Consider the following 17,118-nt stretch of genomic DNA (forward strand, 5'->3'; position numbering starts at 1 on the left):
GAGATGCTCGAGGCTGACTCCCCGTCGATTGAAGACGGAGTATCGCGAGTTCACCTGATTGTTGGTTACCGGCGTACTCGAACCCTCGTACACGCCGGTAACAAACGAATGAGTGAACTGCCGCAACACCTGCCTCGTAGGCGGGTTGCGTGTTGAGGGCGGTCCAAAATGGCAGCGGCGGGCGGGGATCGGGGCGGTCGAATCTGACAGCGCACAGTTGTGCATCTTGAGAACACGGCAGGATGGAGGCGTCAGCCTCCGTCCTGTCCGTCGTCCCCGAGGTGCCTAGGAGTGCGATCCGATATGGAGTTCTGGAAAGAAGTCCGGCAGCAGGTCCTGACCGGCCAACTCACCCAGCGCGCCGCCTGCCGCAAATACAGCCTCGGCTGGCGGACGCTCAAGAAGATCCTGGCCCACGCGGAGCCGCCGGGGTATCGGAAGAACCAGCCTCGCCCCAAGCCCAAGCTGGAGTCGTTTCTCCCCGTCATTCACCAGATTCTGGAAGCGGACCGCACGGCGCCCAGGAAGCAGCGGCACACGGCCAAGCGGATCTTCGAGCGTTTGCGGGACGAGCATGGCTATCAGGGTAAGCTGACCGTCGTGAAAGACGCGGTCCGGGACTGGAAGCAATCCCACCAGGAGGTCTTCCTGCCGCTCTCCCATCCACCGGGTGAGGCTCAGGTCGACTTCGGGGAGGCGACGATCCGGCTCGACGGCCAGGAACGGAAGGTGGCCCTGTTCGTGATGACGCTCCCCTACTCGGGAGCGATCTTCCTGCAGGCCTTTCCCCGGGAATGCACCGAGACCTTCCTGGAAGGACATCGCCGGGCGTTCGAGTTCTTCGGAGGGGTTCCGTATCGGATCAGCTACGACAACTCCGCCATTGCGGTGATCGAGGTTCTCAAGGGTCGGGAGCGGAAGCTCACCCGGGAGTTCCTGCGTCTGCAGAGCCACTACCTGTTCCGGGAGCACTTCTGCCTCGTCCGCCGCCCCAACGAGAAAGGGCATGTCGAACGCCTGATCGGCTTCGCCCGGAGGAACTTCCTTGTGCCGGTTCCGCAGGTCGGTTCCCTGGAGGAACTCAACGCCCAGTTGCGGGAGCGGTGTCGGACGGATCTCGCGGAGCGGGTCCGTGGGAGAGGGAGTTCCAAGCAGGACCGGCTTCCAGAGGATCAGGCGGCCTTCCTGCCGCTCCCGAAGCAGACGTTCGAGGCTCGACGTGTGGGAGAGCGAACGGTCGACTCCCAGTCCCTGGTGCGGTTCGACGACAACGAGTATTCGGTTCCGGTCCGGTACGCCCACCGCAAGCTTCTGGTCGTCGCCACGGTCCAGGAGATCCGGCTCGTCCATGAAGACCGACTGGTGGCCCGGCACCTGCGGTGCTGGGACCGGGAACGGACGTTTTTTGAGCCCGTTCACTATCTGGCTCTGCTGGAGCGGAAGCCTGGCGGCCTCGACTACGCCCGCCCTCTGGAGCAATGGGGACTGCCGGAGTGCTTCGCGGTGCTCCGGCGACGCCTGGAGGCGGGAGATCCCCGCTCGGGAACGCGGTCGTACATCCGGGTCCTGCGGCTGCTGGAGAAGTTCTCTCTGGCCCAGCTGTCGGCCGCGGTTGAGTACGCGCTGGACATCGATGTAATCGATCCGGACAGCCTCCGGACGATCGTTGAACATCGGGCGGAGCGCCCTGCAGAGCTGTTCCGGCTCGACGGCCGGCCGCATCTGGCTCATGTGCGGGTCGAGACGACCTGCGTCGCCTCCTACCAGGCCCTTCTGGAAGGAGGGACGCCATGACCGACACGAAGAGCACGGTGCTGCTGAAGCACCACCTCAAACAGCTCAAGCTGCCGACGATGCAGCAGGAGTGTGAGAAGGTCGCCCAGCGGTGCGCCTCTGACAATGCGGATCACCTGGCGTACCTGCTGCAGCTCTCGGAGCTGGAGCTGATCGAGCGGGAACGGAAGGCGGCGGACCGGCGGCTCAAAGCCGCCCGGTTCCCGGCGGCGAAGCTGCTGGACGAGTTCGACTTCGCAGCCCGTCCCAGCGTGAACAAGCCGCTCGTGTTGCTGCTGGCGAAAGGAGAGTACCTCGATCGGCGGGAGAACATCCTGCTGGTCGGTCCTTCCGGGACCGGGAAGTCGCACCTGGCGACGGCGCTGGGAATGGCGGCCTGCGCCCAGGGCCGCAAGGTGCGGTTCTTCCGGGTGACGGAGCTGATCACACAGCTCCTGGAAGCCAAGGAAGAACGCCAGCTTCTGCGGATGCGGCAACACCTGGCGAAGCTGGACCTCTTGATCCTGGACGAGCTGGGCTACGTCCCGGCCAGCAAGGCCGGCGCCGAGCTGCTGTTCGACGTGATCGCAACGGCGTACGAGCGGAACAGCCTGATCGTGACGACGAACCTGCCGTTCGAGAACTGGACGGAGGTGCTGGGGAGCGAGCGCCTTACGGGCGCCGCGCTCGATCGTCTGACGCACCGCTGCCACATCCTGGAGACGCAGGGCGAAAGCTACCGCCTGCAGGACGCCAAACGCCGGCGGAAGTCCGGCTGAGCGGCTTTCCCGGCTCGACTCCGGACGTTCCGGAGGTCGATACAAGCTTCAGGCCCCGATCCGTCTGGTGTTCTTCACCCCCTCAGCGCTGTCATTTTCGGCCGCCCGCCGCTGCCATTTTGAACCGCCCTCAACAGGTTGCGACGGCGTCACAGGGCAACTCCGCACTCCCGAGCAGAATTGGGCCCCTTGAAGAGCCGCCGCGTTCAAGGCTTGTCATCCCCCCGATGATTCACTCTTTGGTGCGGGCTCGCGGGCGTCACAACGATCTCTCCCAGCTAAATCCCCCTCAAAAATGCGTCACTATCTGTAGAGGACCCGCCTAGCACTTCGCGACCGGTAATCCTCAGTCTTCAGAGGAGCGATGCATGAATGAGGTGCAACGAACAGAGGGCCAGCTGACTCCCGCCCAGATTCGGATTGCCGAGGTCATCGCCTTGGCGATTGCGACGCGGTGGCGAACAATTCAGGGCGAGGGCGAACCTGATCGATCTCCGCCTGACGGGCAACCGGCTTTACCAGTTCCCCGAAGTGAAGGGACCGAGTCCGGCGATTCCCGAAGCGTTCAGCAGTGATGGCGAACGACGTCGCCAGAGTTTGAAGTCATGTGCCCCGGCGGAGCCGGGCGAAAAAAGGAGAGGGAGTGTCTCGATGATCGAATTTGGGCTTGAGAAGCTGGCCGAACGCCCAAGTTTGGCCAAGACGTGGTACTACGTGCTGCCCTCCCGACTTCTGAGCCTGCTCGAGGCCGAAGGGGTGACGCAACGTCTCGATGCGTCGCTCTGGGCGGAAGAGATCGAGCTGGGCAAGCTGGCCGAGAGACTCGGAGCAGTTGGCTTTCGCAATGGAAGCCCGGTTTTCGACTCGGTTCTTGTGCCCCCGCCGAAGCTCCAAGATCAGGGACTCGCTCGTCGGACGATGGAGGAGTGGGGGCTCAACGATGCCGAAAGAGCCACGTTATTGAACAAGGCCGAAAGCCGGCTCGACTTCGAACGTGAGACCGCGAGGGGCTACTGCGGTTGGCTCTTTACCAACCCAGCATTTCGCTCCGAGTACCAGGCTCTACAGACGGCGATGCCGCAACTTCTCCGGCCCGAAGGAGAGATCCTGCTCCCTGCCGGCCCGACGAACTCGGAAACCGAACTGCGAGTAATTCGGCGGGAAACGATGGATCTAGGTCTCCTGGAGGACTTTTGCCTGCGCTGGAGACTGAATCACGTCGTCGGCCCGAGGACCGTCATGCCGCTGGGGCGTCAGGAGGTCTCGCCGCTTCCCTCACTGGATGCCGCCCGTGCACAAGAGGTCGGCCGGATCGCGTTTACGCCGGACATCGCCCGGCTCCCGCCGCGTGATGAGCTTCGAGAACGTGAGGAGGCAGCTATCCGCTTCACCGCTCGGTCGGCCGAACATCTCCGCGAGTGGATCAACCTCGTCGAGTCAATCACTCTGGGTAAGAAGTCGATCGCACGGTGGGCTCGGATCTACAGTCTGCAGCACTACTGGGGCGTTCTCCACGAACGTCACGGCGCGTCGCTCAATCGACTTGGCTCGAAGACGCTTGACGCATTCGCCCAGTGGCTGGAGATCGACCGGTCGACGCTCGAAGGGGATCTCAGCCAGATTCGGAGTCGGCTGGGGGGAGCTTTTGAGTCCCCGCGCGGGCGATCGCTGGATTGAAACGCCGGGGGATGAGGGGCCCATCCCGCTCTTCCGCTTGATTTCGATCAGCTTGGCCATCGCCGCGCGGCTTCTCCAGCATTCTGCATTCTGAAAGAGCCCGGGCAACCCCCGGCGATGGGGCAGCGGCGGGCTTTTCCACCAGTCGAGGACCCTGCCCGACGGGCCTTATGACATGCGGCAGGTCTCGCCGGCTTTGGCGGGCGCTCCTCGCGAGTGCGCGTCATGAGCTGACGTCCCACCGATGTCCTGCCAGAACGGCCCGTGACAAGGGCGGATCTCGGTCCGACATCCCCTGCTGTTTTCTGCGCGTCCTCACGGAAGTCTTTGGTGGGTCGGCGACACTCGCCGCCCCACCTTCTCCCCCGGGGACGATGTCCCACCAATCAGAAGCAGAAAACATGAATCATTCGCTGAAAGACAACACCCTGAGGAAGCTCGATGAGCTCCTTAGATCGAATGCGGCGCGCCGCAGGAAGCGCAGGCAGGAGCAGGAGAAAGCCTCGTACGCCCGGTACTCCAGCTGGCGTCTGCAAGATGAGACGAGCATCGAGGACCAGAACCGCGAGACGTGCGGTCTCGCCGGAGTGGCGATCAAGCCCGAGTTGCAGTTCGCCGACAAGGGCATCTCCGGAGCGGAGCACAACCGCGAGGGGCTGTACCAGATGCTCGAAGCAGCCGCCGATGGAGAGTTCAGCGAGTTGTACGTCTTCTCTCTGAGCCGGCTCGCTCGCGAGTACGTCTTCACGATGTCGCTGCTCAAGTGGTTGGTTTACGAGTGCGGTGTTCGCGTTCGTTCCAAGGTTGAGGGGATCGACACGAATGTCCTCGGTTGGGAACTGCACTCGGCGTTCCAGGCCATGTTTGCGGAGCAGTATCGAAAGGAGCTGCAGGAGAACAGCCTGCGCGGATTGCTGGGCAATTTGGCGTCCTTCTACAGCCTTGGAGACTATTGCTTCGGATTCGATTCGCATCCGGATCCGAACGGTGCGTCTCGGAAGGTCCGCGGCGTTGACGTGCCCAAACGTCGGTATGCCATTCACCCCGAAAATGCCAACTGGGTGAAGCGGATCTTCCACTGGTTTGTCCGCGAGAATCGTGACATCCAGTGGATCGTCCGTGAGTTGAATGAGCTTCAGGTTCCCCGCGACCACCGGGCCACCAACACGCATTGGGATCACTCGTCGGTCCGTCGGCTCCTTGAGTCGACGAAGTACATTGGACTCTGGACCTGGGGCCGCCGGAAGAACTGTCGGAGTCCCCTCACCGGAATCAAGTTTCGGCAGCTGCGCACGGACGAAGAGATCCTGAAGTGGAACCGCCAGTTCCCTGAGCTGCGGATCATCGACGACGAAACCTTCCACCTGGCTCATTTGAAGCTGAAGGCCAATGCCGACCGGGTCGCCGCATACCGCCGCCCTGATGGCAAGCTGGGTGGCGCTGCCGGCCCGAACGGAGTGCCGCGGCATCTGCTGCAGGGACTCTTGCACTGTTCGGCCTGCGGGTCGCCCATGCACGTCACTGGTCCCAAGGCGAGGTACCTCCGTTGCCGCGGATACCGCGATGGGCTCTGTGACCAGCGGAGTCAGCTCCCGCGCGATCTGGCGGAGCAAGAGATTCTTCAGCTCGTGAGCAATCGGATTCTGCGTGACGACGAGTGGACCAACCTCATTGTCACTAGGACCATCGAGCATTGGCGCACCGAGTGGAAAGGCCTGCCGAACGACATCGACACCCTGCGCAGGCGTCTGCGTGAGTGCGAGAGCGGCATTGAGAACCTGCTGAATAAGATCGAGCGGAGTAAGGTTGCCATTCCGTCGGTCGACAAGCGGCTTGAGGAACGTCTGCAGGAGAAGCAGCAGCTCGAAGACGATCTGGCCAACGCATCGGATCGCCTGACGAAGGCCCCGGATGAGCGGGGGCGAGAGGACATCGTAAGGGAGCTTGGCAAGCTTGATTCCGTCATCCGGTCTCAAACTCCGGCGGCTGCTGTCGCCTTGGCGGATTTGCTCCGTGGACCGATCCTCGTCTCCACGGTCCCGGCGCCGCGTCGTATGCGGAAGGCGTTCCAGTTGGCGATTCCTCTGACCGTAGACCGCGTGCTCTACGCGACGGGCCTTCTCGGCTCCGAACCGCCCACAGATCAGGAAGCTTCGCCTCTGACCCTTGATGTCGAGAGACCCTCGCGGGGACGGACTCAAGCTCAGGAGGCTTGGAGGCTCCTCCATGAGGGAAAGGCCGCTAAGGACATCGCCCTCGAACTGGGGGTGTCGCGGAGTCGCGTGACCGTCCTCCTCCAGGAGCTGGCCGCGACAAATCGGCTAGGCTTGAGCGTGAAGCAGTTGCACGCGCTGGCGAGGTCGAGGCGCGCCGCACCTCCAAAGCTGGCGGACCGTCTCGAACCGCGCGTCATGGAGCTCTTTCGCGAGGGCCACCTGATCGAAGAGATTGCCACGGAACTCGGATGCAGCGACGCCACTGTCCATAAGGCCATCGCCAACTGGCATCGGACCCGCGGTCTGGCAGTTCCGGACGGGAGGACCCGGCGGAAGCAGCTCACCAACAAGGTCCGGCGGCTTCCCAGCGACGGGGCAACAGAGAATGCGTAGCTCGCCGACGCCTCGCCTTCGACAACGCCGATCGAGGTAGATCGCGATCCACACAGTCCTTTCCGTCGAACCGAACTCCGCAGTGCCGTCAGAACTCAGTTCCGACGGCACTTCTTTTTGCGCTCGTGCCAGTTGGCTAAATCCCAAGCGATCTTGCGTCACTAACAGTGTTCACCTCCGAAACCCGTTTCCTGTTTGCGAATCTCACGTCCTTCCCAACATCGAAAGGCCCCACACGGAATGTCCCACATCGTCCACATCCAGACGGAGGTCCGCGATCCGATCGCGATCTTCAACGCCTGCACAAGGCTCTTGCTGCCGCAGCCGGTCTCCGGAGAGCACCAGCTCTTCGCCAGCCGCGTCCGCGGCCTCGGAGTTCAGCTCCCACGTTGGCAGTACCCGGTCGTTTGCCAGACCGAGACGGGCCAGCTCCAGTACGACAACTACGGCGGCCGCTGGGGGGATCCTGCGGAGCTCGACCGTTTCCTGCAGCGCTACGCCGTCGAGAAGACCAAGCTCGAAGCCCGTCGCCAGGGACACAGCGTCACCGAGCAGTCCATGGAGAATGGCTCGATCCGTCTCACCGTTCAGGTCGGAGGCTGAAGATCCTCATGAAGACCATCGAGATCACTGTCACCCCGAATGGCCAGACCCAAGTCGAGACGAAGGGCTTCGAAGGGAGCTCCTGCCGTCAGGCGAGTGAGTTCCTGGAGCGAGCCCTCGGCGGCTCGATCGATGAGCGTCTGACTTCGGAGTTCTATACGACGCAGGCCGATTCGCATCGGACTGAGGCGAAGGCGTAACGGTTCGCACCGCGGGCCTCTCGCCAAGCTTCTCTTCTTCCAAGCGTCCCAGCCCCGCTTCGGACGCTCCTTCCCATCACAACAGGAGACCTCTCATGACGCTCACCGAGCGCATGCGGGAGTCGGTCCGCGCCTGCTTCACCGGGCTGTGGATCGAATCCCATGAACATCACGATGCCTTGCTGGAGATCCAGCACCTCTGCCGCCAGGAAGGCTGGCAGCTCGCGACCTGGGACATTGACCAGGGGCTTGTCGCTCCCGGAGCCACTGCGGGTTCGGCCGCGGACCCTCTCTCGGCCATCCGGTCTCTCGGTTCGCTCGCCCAACCCGAGGGAACGACGCTCCTGGTCCTCCAGAACTTCCACCGGTTCCTGCAGTCGGCAGAGATTGTCCAGACGCTTTCCCGGCAGATCCTGGCCGGGAAGCAGAACCGGACGTTCCTCGTCGTCCTGGCGCCGGTGGTCAACATCCCGGTGGAGCTGGAGAAGCTCTTCCTCGTCCTGGAGCATGAGCTGCCGGGAAGGGGTCAGCTGCAGGAGATCGCCCACGGGATCGGGACCGAAGAGGGAGACCTTCCGAGTGGCGCCGAGTTGGACACCCTCCTCGATGCCGCCTCGGGCCTGACCCGTTACGAAGCGGAGGGGGCTTTCAGCCTCTCCCTCGTCCGGCACGGCCGGATCACTCCGGATGCCGTCTGGGAGCTGAAGACCCAGACGCTCCGGAAGAGCGGCCTGCTGTCGCTGTATCGGGGCGACGAGTCCTTCGACAGCCTGGGGGGCCTGGCGGCACTCAAGGCCTTCTGCCGGCGGTCGTTGCTCCATCCTCGCGGACAAACGAAGCCCAAGGGGGTTCTCCTGCTGGGAGTCCCCGGGACGGGCAAGAGTGCCTTCGCCAAGGCCCTTGGTCGGGAAACCGGACGTCCCACGCTCTGTCTTGATATCGGAGCCCTGATGGGCTCCCTCGTCGGGCAGACCGAGCAGAACATCCGGCAGGCGCTCCGCATTGCCGATGCGATGGCGCCCTGTGTCCTGTTTATTGACGAGGTCGAGAAGGCCCTCAGCGGTGTGTCCGGGACCGGGGACTCGGGAGTCTCCTCCCGGCTCTTCGGCTCTCTCCTGACCTGGATGAACGACCACACGTCGGACGTCTATCTCGTCGCCACCTGCAACGACATCTCCCGGCTGCCGCCGGAGTTCTCCCGGGCGGAGCGGTTTGATGGGATCTTCTTCCTGAACCTGCCCGGCCAGGGCGAGCGGGAAGCGATCTGGCGGCTCTACGTCGAGCAGTTCGGCCTCGATGCCGACCAGAAGCGGCCGGCGGACGAGCAATGGACGGGAGCGGAGATCCGGGCCTGCTGCCGATTGGCGGCGCTGCTCGATCTCCCGCTCGTTCAGGCCGCCCAGAACGTCGTCCCGGTCGCCGTAACCGCCGCCGAGTCGGTCGATCGGCTCCGGAACTGGGCCAGCGGGCGGTGTCTCTCGGCGGATCAGCCGGGAATCTACACCGCTGCCGTTGGTATGAGACCACCGCGGCGGAAGATCACGCCCTCCCAGAACTGACCCGCCACCCAGGAGTTCGCCTTGCTCACATCACGTGATTGGGCTGTCCTCCGGGCGGCCCTGATGTTCTTTGACGAAGAGATGAGCCCGCATGGCGCCGAGGCGTATCGGCCGTACCTTCCGAAGCGGCTTCGACCGGAGCTGGCGTCGGCCGAGGTCGCGGATCTTCGCCACAGGCTCAGCGCCGCTCGCGTGCGGTTCCTGTGTTGCGACTCCACCGCGACCCAGGCCGTCTCCACGCGGCTATTCCGCCAGCTCTCCCAGGCGGAAGCGATCGCGACCGCTGCGGGCGGCCAAGTGGCAACTATCTTGGTTTTCCTTGACTGACAGGGCGCTTCAGAGTCCGGTCATCAGCTCCGCCAGGCTGATCCCCAGCGTCTGGGCGATCGCTTCGATGTTCCGCAGGGCCACGTTCCGCTCTCCTCGCTCGATGCCACCGATGTACGTCCGGTCGAGCTCACAGGCGGCGGCGAACGCCTCCTGGCTGTAGCCCTGCTCCTTCCGGAGCGCGCGGACCCGCTGGCCAAACCGCTCCAGGATGTCCGCTCGCCGTGCCATCCCGGCATTCGATGTTGACTATGCGCATCGCTCCACGGACTATGAGTATCATTCCGTGGAGGGCTGGTTGGGGGCGGGGCGATCTGGCGGCAGGGGCCCATTCGATGCGCCTGTGTTTCTTTCTTCACCTTCCTCCTCGAATCGAGGCCTTTGTATGACGACATCACTCAGCTCAGACGGCTCGCCGCCGCCTCCATTGCCCGTGGCCGGATGGCCGTGGGGTCAGATTGCCATTCTGCTCCCCGGCCTGGGAATGGCACTGTCATTCCTGAACGACGCCTCCCGGCTTCTGACCGGGCAGGAGTTCGACGTCATCGTCCTCTTCGCTGGTCTCTTGGTCCTGACGGGGTTCGGACTGGGGCTGTTTGCGATCGGGAAGGCCTTGTGGCTGCGTTCCACCGGCCAGCGGCTTCCCCGCTACAAGAAGCTGACGCAGGTCAATCAAGGCGTTTGGGCAGTGGTCGTTGGACTGACGGCGCTCTCCGTTTCCATCCCCGCTTTCCGCGCCGCGGCCTCCGCGTCCCGACAGGGCCAACTCGGCCCGCCGTCAGGAAAACTGCGAGTCATCTCGTCTCCCAACGGCGCCATCGCGATGAAGGTCCCCGCGGAGTGGACGGACTATCCCCGGGACCTGCTCGCTCCTCCGGCCTTCGGAGCCATCGATCCGACGCAGCAAATGGGAGTGGCGGTCTTTGTCGAAGACCGCCGCAACCTGGAGGCGAACAATGTGGAGCAGTACGGGGCCCTCGTCTCCAGTCGATTCTCTCGGGACTTCGACAAGGTGGAGTTGCTGGAGGCGACGATGTCCTCACGCCCCGAAGAACCCCAGCTCCAGGAGTACGTCGACGCCATCAAGGACGGGGAACGCACGCGGTTCCTGCTCGCCTACGTCGTCCGGCCTTCTCTCTTCATCCAGTTGCGGGCTTGGGCCCCCCCTTCGGTCTTCGAGCAGAACGAAGCCCAGCTGGCGGAGATCCTGAAATCGGTCCACTACCGGGGCGACGAGGCCGCGATCGGAGGGAGGAGCCCCTGACCAGGGGACTGTGACTTGTCGAACTCCGTGGCCCACATCCATCACCATTCAATGGAGGCGTTATTGACCAGCAACAGCCCAAGCGAGAATCTCGCACCGGGAGCGACTTTTGGCGCAATAGCCTCGGACTGGCGGTCAGCTTGTGGTTCCTTCGGACCTACGTCTGGAACAAGCCGTCCCAAACCCCAGTGAAGCCGGCCGCCGCCCCGACGGTCGTCGTTGAACGGCGTGCCGACGGAAAGCAGTGCCTCCGGACACCCGACGGCCAGTTCGAAGTCGACGTTCCGGGCGCTTGGGTCAAGGCCTCGCCGGGCCAGCCCAGGTCTTATGGCGTCACGATGTCGGACCACGCCGGCAAGTTTGGTGTGGGGATCGACTCGGAGCCGCGACCATCGCCGGGCCGCAGCAGTGCCGCCGAGTTCGGAGTTGCCCGTTTCGAGACATTCTCCAAGTCGTTCGACCACGGGACCGTTCTGGATTCGACGATCTCGATGCGTCCTGGACGACCGCCGTTTCAGCAGACAGTTGAGACGGTTCACAAGGGCGTCCGAACGATCTTCATCCTGGCCTACCAGGAGTCTGAGAAGGCTTTCGTTCAGCTGAGCGTCTGGGGACCGCCAGATGACGTCGAAACACGTCGAACGATCCAGCGATCCCTTTGGGCGAGCCTTCGCGAGGTTCGCTAGCAGTCCATCACTGCCAGCGGATCGGCTTGTCTCCGATCCCTGGCTCTGACCTTCAGTCCTGTAGGGCGGTCGTGATCCTCGGAATCGCGGCCGCCCTTTTTGTTTGTGCTACCAGTTCCTCAAAGGAGCCTTCATGCCCCCTGTCTCAACGGATGAGCCGCAAACGGCCTCGTCCTCCACTTCCCGAGCCTCACAGCGGCTCCGCACGACAATGGCCGCCACCCGCGTCAGCTTCACCTGGATGGGAGTCCGCAAGACGCTCAGTCAGGAGCAGAAGGCCCAGGCGGCCGATCAGTTCGATGCGGAGGCGAAATACGTCTCCGCCAGCAAGAAACTGCTCGACACCCAGCATCCGCAGTTTCGGGCGGTGACCGGTGTTCGAGGCAAGATCCTGCAGTTCTGGAGGTCCCAGACCCTGCCATACCCGGAGCCGGGAGTCCGGCTCATTCCGCAGAAGGAGATCGGGCGGTTCGACGAGGTCCTCGGGGAGTACCGCGTCGAGCTAAACGACGCCGTCGGCGAACTCGATCAGGTGTACTCCGAGCTGCGAAGTGCCGCTCGGAACCGCCTTGGTCGCCTGTTCAATGCCTCGGACTATCCCGTCTCGTTGCGGGACGAGTTTGCCGTGAGCTGGGACTTTCCGGCGGTCGAGCCACCGAACTACCTCCAGCAGCTGAACCCGGCCCTCTACGAGCAGGAAAGCCAAAGAGTCCAGGCCCGCTTCGATGAAGCGGTCCAGCTGGCCGAGCAGGCCTTCCTTGATGAGCTGTCCAGGCTCGTCGAGCACCTCGCGGAGCGGCTCTCCGGATCGGACGATGGCAAGCCGAAGGTCTTCCGGGACTCGGCCGTCGAGAACCTGACCGAGTTCTTCGATCGATTCCGTCGGCTGAACATTCACTCCAGCGACGAGCTCGACACTGTTGTCGAACGGGCTCGGAACCTGATGAACCAGGTTCAGCCGCAACAGCTCCGCGATGATGCGCCGCTTCGCGGCCGCATGGCGTCGCAGCTCTCGAACGTCCAGGCCTCGCTCGATGGCCTGATGGTCGATCGGCCCCGCCGCTCCATCATCAGGCCCACGCGGCCGGAGGCAACGTGATGGAGGTGCTTATCCATTACGACGGCAGCATCATCGCACTCTATGACGAGGTGCTCGACCTCAGACCGCTGGGGCGTCCGTCCATCGAACGGGCCAGCCGCGTTGAACCGGATCACGAAGGTCGCTGGACCGCACAGTTGATTGGAGGGCCCGAGTTGGGGCCTTTTGATCGCCGTTCCGAGGCTATCGCGGCGGAGATCGCCTGGCTGGAAGTGCATCGTCTTTCCGGCGGGTGAGCCAGCCCGAAGTCGGATCCACACGTCCTCGAATCATCACACGCCGCTCCCTTTGGGCGGCGTTTTTCTTTTGCCCTCTACGGAGTCCACATGTCCCTACGTCAGACCTTCGAAGATTGCGCCGTGCAGTCGATCGCCGAAATCCTGGAGGAGATCCTGCCCGGCGAGCAGCAGGACCTCGACCGGGAGATCTCACGCGCCACGGGCGACAGCCGGGAAACGATAAGCCAGCACGGCTTTGTGCGGCTACGGTCGTTCCCGATCGAGCGGGATCCCGAGGACCTCATCGTCGACTGGGATGCGCTCGATTTGGAGCGGAATGTTTCGGTCGTTTCCTGATTGCGGGGCTTCGGGTGGCTGATCGTCGCTCCGAATCCGCCGCTGACATTGTAGCTTCATTCGCTCGCCGAGCCGTTCGAGATCGGGCGGCTCTTCCGCACATCCTCAGAAGGAGATTCGTTTGAGTGCTCGTCAGAAACTGAACAACGCCCATGTCAACGGAGTCCTGATCGCCGCGGCGGTGGTCGGCGCGGTAACCGGCTCGTGGGCTGTCTTCCTTATCACAGCGATCATCGGCGTCGCGATGGCGCTTCATTCAGGAGGGATCCGGCTGCGGTCCGGACGTGACCGTCGCTCCTGATTTCAACGGGTGAACCTCGTACGCAAAGTGTTTGGGTAAGGGCCCGGTGAGGAAAGCCGGCTTCGAAATCCGTTCCCTCTAGCTTATGTCGTCGAAAAAGCCCCACAAGGTTATGTCGACATAGCCTATTTACGACTACTACGTAGTCTTGCGCCTCCGCGTCGGCCGCTCCGCTCGTAGAGCGGCGGAACGTCTGCCGACGCTTCAGCGAAATGGGTTCCTGAATTGACGTTCTTGTCGATTCGAATGGCCGTCTCGATTGGCCCCACGAAAGGCCGACCGCAACCCCTGCTCGACGGGCTTCGCGAACAGATTCGCCCCCATCTGCGGATGGGGGCGAGTTCTGTTCTCTTAGGTATTGGATGGCGAACTGCGGCCGACGGACTGCAGCCTCTTGCTCACCTGGTACAGGCGGCTTCGCTTAGCTCGAGATCTTTACGATGTAGACCTGAATCCCATCTGGAGAGACGCACAACGTCCGATCCGAGACCATGAAGGAGAAGCGCTCCTGCAAGACGGCCTGGAATCGCGGCAACCCTTTGATCATTCCCGTCCCGGGCGTCTACGAATGGCCGAAGCCAACCTGGGGCCGGGGCACGCCGGCCCGGTACATCTTCCGACGGGACGGGGAGCCGATGCTGATCGCTGGACTCTGGTGGGACTGGAAGCACAGGACACCGGATGGCGCGGAAGCTTCTCTGCCGACGTTCACAATGAACACGACAGAGCCCAATGACGTTCTGAAGTCGATCCCACACGACCGGATGCTCTGCATTCTCGATCGGAAGGACATCGACGCCTGGCTGGATCCGGAGAACGAGGCGGCGGACCAGCTGTTGAGGCCCTGCCCAGATTCGTGGCTCGACTACTACGTGACCACTGGGTTCGTGAACAAGTGCGACAAGCAGCACCAAGGGCCTGGGTGCATCGAAAAGGGGCCACCCGGATCGGAGTTGCCGCCGCCTCCAAAGGAAAAGAAACCGAGGAAGACAGCAGCATGATCAACCTATCCGCGACATGTCGGCCGGCGCGCGACAAAGTTCTTGAGGTGCGTATCTGTTAGCGAGCGATGCAACCTCAGGCACAGGCTGACGGAACCGGCCTCCTTTCGGAGAACCTCGGCCGTCGGTGGCGCAGGCGGGGTGGGAGATTTCGTTGATGGACTATTGAACTCGCGTTGCTTCGCCGTCGTTCCTCAAGCAGACTCTCGGGCGTGGTGGGTGTCGGTGTCGGACAGGGAAGCGGCTGGTCAGTGGTGTGAGGAGCGCGAGGTACTCGAAATGGCAGCGGCTTCGCGATCGGTGATAACGATCCTGGCACTGTGTGTAGGGCTAGTGTCAGGGATAGCCGGCGACGATCGGACCATGAAGCGCGTGGAAGAGTTGTTGATGGCGCCGGACGCCACGAGTCCACACATCCGCTTGGTGAAGGCGGTCTTCGGTGGCATGAGGGAGTCCGACCTTGCTGACCTGGTCTTAGACTCGCCAAGCATGACACTACGGCTACGTGCCGCCGAGGAACTGGCGCTCAACCGGGGTGACCGACATCCCGGTGAAACCTTCCTGGAACTCATCGGCGAGGCGCAAGGCATAGCGACTCCGCCGCGTGCCGAGGATGCCATTCGAAATGGTGTTCACCATTCCGTAGGGGGCCTCTTCTTCATTGACGGGGAGATTCGACCGCTGATGAGAGGCGGGGCAACTTCAATCGAGGGCGGCGATGGCCGGTGGTCGGCGGCGTTTCAGGAACCGAGCTCTCTCGTCGTGAAGGTGGGAGGGCGTCGCCATGAGGTCCACCTGCCGTTTCGGCGACCAACGCTTGCGGCGGCAGCTGACGAGAGGGTGATTGTGTGCTCGCTGTACGAACCCTACAGCGCCTCTTCGCCTCTCAGCATCGCGTTCTCCATGCAAACAGGAGAGGAGATCTGGCGTCGTGAGAGTCTGGCCCCAGCAAAGCCCCTCATGCCTCGCGGTCTGCGCCAGGATCTGGAGCTCGTGATCCGAGGGGACCGGGTTTACCTGTTCGGTGTCTGTTCACAGTCCATGTTCATCGAGTGCATTTCGCTGGCGGACGGGGGACTCATTGGTGTTTACCGGATGCCCGCGACGTTTATCGCCGGGGTCCCGGCGAAGGTCTTGAAAACCGCTGCGGAACGATAGGCCGCTGGAAATCGCCTCAAGGCAATTTAGCCATGCAACCCCGCAGGCCTTGCGCGGAGTCGGAGCGGAGAGCCCGGCCCGTTGAGGGGACGCCGTGCTCTAAGCATGCGAATTGATTACATCGTTCCGCAGACTGAAGCGAAGATTCCCGCAACCAGCTTGAAAGAGCCGAAGTACTTGGAACAAGGGCTATTGCGGTGTCGTGGACTTCCGTTGGTGCCGAAGCGGGGGTGCGGGCAGATGTTGAAACTCACGTTGTTGGATGATGAGTGGGGCGCTCTGACTCAGTTGGCGATGGTTCCGCGTCGACGGACGTACGCCGAAGAGCACTTCGGAGCGGAGGTGGTTCGTCACCTGTGCGTCAAAGGGCTGATCGAGCAGGACGGCGATCTGCTCTCGGCGACTCGCCGCGGGCTGATCGGCCTGAAAGCCGATCCTCCGCCGTCGCCGGTTGGAGTGCGGGTCTGGTTCGAGCCAGACGTGGCCTGACGTCTGCAGAGCTGCCGCCATAGGCCGGAGTGACGCAGCTTGCAGCGGCTGGCGTGCGAAGAACTCCGGAACCAGCATATCGGTTAGCGAGCTTACCAATGCCGGCGGCAACTCTGTGCGATTTCGCTGCATCCGGGGAATCCCTGAATCACAAATATCAGGTGAAGCGGGTGGAAGGGATGTCGCCGGTCGCCGGAGGCGACCTCTATCATCCACTCCGCGCCGGGCCATTTGACGTAAACTCAGGTCAGGACCCCGGAGACCGTGGTGGAAGAGTTGATTCTGCTCAGGGATGAGGTGCAGTTTCTGCGGTGGCTTCACGGGCGCGGCGGAGTCGGAGCGGTGGGGCAGTTCTCAGGCGATAGCGTTCGCTCCGATTTTCTCGATGCGAAAGGACTGATCCGGCGTAGCGGCGAAGTCGCGGAGCTGACTTCTCTGGGAGAGCGTATTGCCGGGAGGGTGACAGATCGGGACTTTGTCGAGGTGGTGATCCTGACGGCCTTCGAGGTCGAAGCGCTGCAGCGTTAACGCGGAAATCGTTGCCAAAACAGACACGAAGATTCCGTTTCGAAGATAGAGGCAGTGTCGCCCAAATGGGCGATGATCCATGAACCACTCCACCAAGGTGCGGGGTCATGCGAAAGATCACGCTTTTCGACGACGAATGGAGTGGGCTGACTCGGCTGGCTTTCGCCCCCATGCGGGTTATCTTCGCGCTCGAAGAGCTGGGGGCGGATGTGATCGAAGTTCTCACTCGCGAGGGTCTGGCGGTAAAAGATGCGGACCGCCTCTCGGTGACACCGCTCGGCGTGCGGTTGGTCCAGGCGAAGTTGACGCCTTTCGCAGACGGTGTTCGCGTCTGGCTCGAACCCTGAGAGGACGGTAACGCTCTGTCACACTTCGGTCATCAAACGATATCAATGACCGAACGGGCTCACAATCTGCGACATTTGCAAACGACTCCTTGAACGCCTGACGCATATCGTGCAGGGCCATCGACGCAAAACTCCGGAAGGAG

20 protein-coding genes are annotated in these 17,118 nt (G+C 62.8%); 19 read left to right on the plus strand and 1 reads right to left on the minus strand.

The features are described 5' to 3' along the window. Window positions 1–303: 303 nt before the first annotated feature. The 8 genes from istA (at window position 304) to VT03_RS14870 (ending at window position 9,527) form a co-directional block, all read left to right on the plus strand. The gene (gene istA / locus VT03_RS14835) at window positions 304–1,794 is read left to right on the plus strand and encodes an IS21 family transposase (RefSeq protein WP_075092119.1); all 1,491 of its coding nucleotides are present in this window, start codon (window positions 304–306) and stop codon (window positions 1,792–1,794) included. Beyond that, window positions 1,791–2,552 carry an IS21-like element helper ATPase IstB gene (gene istB / locus VT03_RS14840; protein ID WP_075092120.1) on the plus strand — a complete coding sequence of 254 codons (762 nt, stop codon included), beginning with the start codon at window positions 1,791–1,793 and terminating at the stop codon, window positions 2,550–2,552. Before istA ends, istB begins: the two co-directional genes overlap by 4 nt. 651 nt (window positions 2,553–3,203) lie before the next feature. Continuing rightward, window positions 3,204–4,229: a hypothetical protein gene (locus VT03_RS14845; RefSeq protein WP_075093694.1), complete on the plus strand. Its 1,026-nt coding sequence runs from the start codon at window positions 3,204–3,206 to the stop codon at window positions 4,227–4,229. A gap of 401 nt (window positions 4,230–4,630) precedes the next feature. Further along, window positions 4,631–6,838 carry a recombinase family protein gene (locus tag VT03_RS14850; protein WP_075093695.1) on the plus strand — a complete coding sequence of 736 codons (2,208 nt, stop codon included), beginning with the start codon at window positions 4,631–4,633 and terminating at the stop codon, window positions 6,836–6,838. Between the two features lie 240 nt (window positions 6,839–7,078). Further along, window positions 7,079–7,441 (plus strand): DUF1257 domain-containing protein, encoded by a 363-nt coding sequence (locus VT03_RS14855; protein ID WP_075093696.1) that lies wholly within the window; start codon window positions 7,079–7,081, stop codon window positions 7,439–7,441. A gap of 8 nt (window positions 7,442–7,449) precedes the next feature. After that, window positions 7,450–7,641, plus strand: a complete 192-nt coding sequence (locus VT03_RS14860) for a DUF2997 domain-containing protein (RefSeq protein WP_075093697.1) — start codon at window positions 7,450–7,452, stop codon at window positions 7,639–7,641. Window positions 7,642–7,736: 95 nt separating this feature from the next. Then, window positions 7,737–9,200, plus strand: coding sequence for an AAA family ATPase (locus VT03_RS14865; RefSeq protein ID WP_075093698.1), 1,464 nt, complete (start codon window positions 7,737–7,739; stop codon window positions 9,198–9,200). A 21-nt stretch (window positions 9,201–9,221) separates the two neighbouring features. Then, a complete protein-coding gene (locus VT03_RS14870) occupies window positions 9,222–9,527 on the plus strand; it encodes a hypothetical protein (protein WP_075093699.1) in 306 nt (101 codons plus the stop codon). A 9-nt stretch (window positions 9,528–9,536) separates the two neighbouring features. Here the strand turns inward: VT03_RS14870 and VT03_RS14875 are convergent, their stop codons facing one another. Beyond that, a complete protein-coding gene (locus tag VT03_RS14875) occupies window positions 9,537–9,758 on the minus strand; it encodes a helix-turn-helix domain-containing protein (RefSeq protein ID WP_075093700.1) in 222 nt (73 codons plus the stop codon). Window positions 9,759–10,011: 253 nt separating this feature from the next. On the opposite strand from VT03_RS14875, the gene VT03_RS14880 reads away from it, so the two are divergent. From VT03_RS14880 to VT03_RS14930, 11 genes are all read left to right on the plus strand, one after another. Next, window positions 10,012–10,791: a hypothetical protein gene (locus VT03_RS14880; RefSeq protein WP_156514510.1), complete on the plus strand. Its 780-nt coding sequence runs from the start codon at window positions 10,012–10,014 to the stop codon at window positions 10,789–10,791. Between the two features lie 140 nt (window positions 10,792–10,931). Beyond that, window positions 10,932–11,477 (plus strand): hypothetical protein, encoded by a 546-nt coding sequence (locus VT03_RS14885; protein ID WP_156514511.1) that lies wholly within the window; start codon window positions 10,932–10,934, stop codon window positions 11,475–11,477. 133 nt (window positions 11,478–11,610) lie between these two features. Beyond that, the gene (locus VT03_RS14890) at window positions 11,611–12,576 is read left to right on the plus strand and encodes a hypothetical protein (protein ID WP_075097133.1); all 966 of its coding nucleotides are present in this window, start codon (window positions 11,611–11,613) and stop codon (window positions 12,574–12,576) included. Further along, on the plus strand, window positions 12,576–12,812 hold the full coding sequence (locus VT03_RS14895; protein WP_075093703.1) for a hypothetical protein: 237 nt from the start codon (window positions 12,576–12,578) through the stop codon (window positions 12,810–12,812). Before VT03_RS14890 ends, VT03_RS14895 begins: the two co-directional genes overlap by 1 nt. 90 nt (window positions 12,813–12,902) lie before the next feature. Next, window positions 12,903–13,151 (plus strand): hypothetical protein, encoded by a 249-nt coding sequence (locus VT03_RS14900; protein ID WP_075093704.1) that lies wholly within the window; start codon window positions 12,903–12,905, stop codon window positions 13,149–13,151. Window positions 13,152–13,272: 121 nt separating this feature from the next. Then, complete coding sequence (locus VT03_RS14905) at window positions 13,273–13,452, plus strand: hypothetical protein (protein WP_075093705.1); 180 nt, start codon at window positions 13,273–13,275, stop codon at window positions 13,450–13,452. Window positions 13,453–13,904: 452 nt separating this feature from the next. Beyond that, entirely contained in the window at window positions 13,905–14,453 is a 549-nt protein-coding gene (locus tag VT03_RS14910; protein ID WP_255378618.1) for an SOS response-associated peptidase, read from the plus strand. Between the two features lie 363 nt (window positions 14,454–14,816). Next, window positions 14,817–15,611 carry a hypothetical protein gene (locus VT03_RS14915; protein ID WP_156514512.1) on the plus strand — a complete coding sequence of 265 codons (795 nt, stop codon included), beginning with the start codon at window positions 14,817–14,819 and terminating at the stop codon, window positions 15,609–15,611. A 294-nt stretch (window positions 15,612–15,905) separates the two neighbouring features. Beyond that, window positions 15,906–16,100, plus strand: coding sequence for a hypothetical protein (locus tag VT03_RS14920; protein WP_156514513.1), 195 nt, complete (start codon window positions 15,906–15,908; stop codon window positions 16,098–16,100). A 267-nt stretch (window positions 16,101–16,367) separates the two neighbouring features. Continuing rightward, entirely contained in the window at window positions 16,368–16,628 is a 261-nt protein-coding gene (locus tag VT03_RS14925) for a hypothetical protein (protein WP_075093709.1), read from the plus strand. 107 nt (window positions 16,629–16,735) lie between these two features. Next, window positions 16,736–16,975 carry a hypothetical protein gene (locus VT03_RS14930; protein ID WP_075093710.1) on the plus strand — a complete coding sequence of 80 codons (240 nt, stop codon included), beginning with the start codon at window positions 16,736–16,738 and terminating at the stop codon, window positions 16,973–16,975. Window positions 16,976–17,118 lie beyond the last annotated feature (143 nt).

Origin of the sequence: Planctomyces sp. SH-PL14, from assembly GCF_001610835.1 — a bacterium.
GTDB lineage: Bacteria > Planctomycetota > Planctomycetia > Planctomycetales > Planctomycetaceae > Planctomyces_A.